Genomic DNA, 1,403 nt, shown 5'->3' with positions numbered 1-1,403 from the left:
AATTCGCGCAAAACTTCATTCTTTTGATTATTAAGAATTTCAACTATTTCTTCTGCGGTTTTTTCCTTCGGAAACTAGTCGTTTTCTTTCTGATTCAAGTAAGAAGTTAATAAATTCATTTGCGGCATTAATGCTTTCTTGAATATTGTTTGGATTAATATTATTTAAAAATCAATTTGGCTATTTGAGGAAGGCAACGCCTCATAGTTATTCAATAAGTTAATACTGCATTCCATTGCTATTCTATCAGTAAATTCCTTATTTTTTTTGATCATACTGAACTGAAACGAGCTCACGATTATAATAAGCTGCTTATTATATATTTGCAAACAGTTCTAATATTTTTTTATAAATAAGAAACTAAAAATCGTATCCTATATTTAGACACAAATTTTTATATAAATTTACTTTTTTTCAACGCTTGCTGAATTTTTTAATCATAATTTATTCAGTTTATAAGCATTTTTTATAGTTTTTCCTTACAAAGTATCCTTACTTACTAAAAAATAAAATTATCTAGTTCATTTTCTCATCCGACACCTTTTTTGTGGAGTATCTAAGATTATATTTTTTGGTAATGAATTTCCAACCAATCAATTTTTAATATGTTTATTTTTATGTCTAATATCATTTAGAGTATCCTTTGCCAGAATACTTTTAATAGTTTCATAAACTGATTGTAAATCATTTTTGTTCACTAGTTTTAGAATTTATAGATGTTAGATTTTTAGTGGTTTGGTTTGTTTTATAAGTAAGGGCTGCAAATTAGTACTATTAATGTTGGTTAAAGTTCTGAAAAGTAATTTTCTTTTTTTATTATTCTCCTCTTGTTCTATTTGAACAATGGGGCTTTTTGTATATAATTTTCAATTTTTATTCACAAAATATCTAGGCTTTTGAATATGCATCGAATTCTTTGTTCTTAACTTCAACAAGATATTTTAGCTTAAAAACGGCATTTTTTAACAATGCTTAATAAGTTTTATTCGCATTTTAATATTAATTTTTATCCCTTTTGATAATAAAAACCAGACTTATATCTGGTTTAGAATAAAAAATTAATTATTATAAAATTTAATTTATTTGAAATGTAAACCCATCTTTATCACTTTGGATACCATAGTTTCCTAAACTACCGTTAAGTAGATTTGCAAAATAATCGGCCAATTTACTTGCATCTTGTGTTGTTTGTAAAACTTTTGGCTTAGATGGTTCATCATCTTCATCCCATGGTTGATTATGGTCCGGTTCATAAAATTCTCATGGAATATTTTCCTCTGGCAGATCTAACGGATACACATCAAAATCAAAGGTTCCACCTTCATCGAGAGGAAAATCAAACCCTTGTTTGCCTTCTTTTGATCTATCATAATGTTTATATAAATTCTTGTAATAAAAATTAT

Annotated in this window: 1 protein-coding gene; it reads right to left on the bottom strand. The window is 26.3% G+C overall.

The genetic code is table 4. From position 1 onward, the window contains the following. Window positions 1–1,074: 1,074 nt before the first annotated feature. On the bottom strand, window positions 1,075–1,403 hold a 329-nt coding region (locus tag ACWXVM_RS03150; protein WP_455994301.1), incomplete at its 5' end, for a hypothetical protein.

Source organism: Mycoplasma sp. 2261, assembly GCF_053851575.1.
Note: the sequence above shows the minus strand (reverse complement) of the source record. Positions and strands in the feature narration are given on the sequence as shown.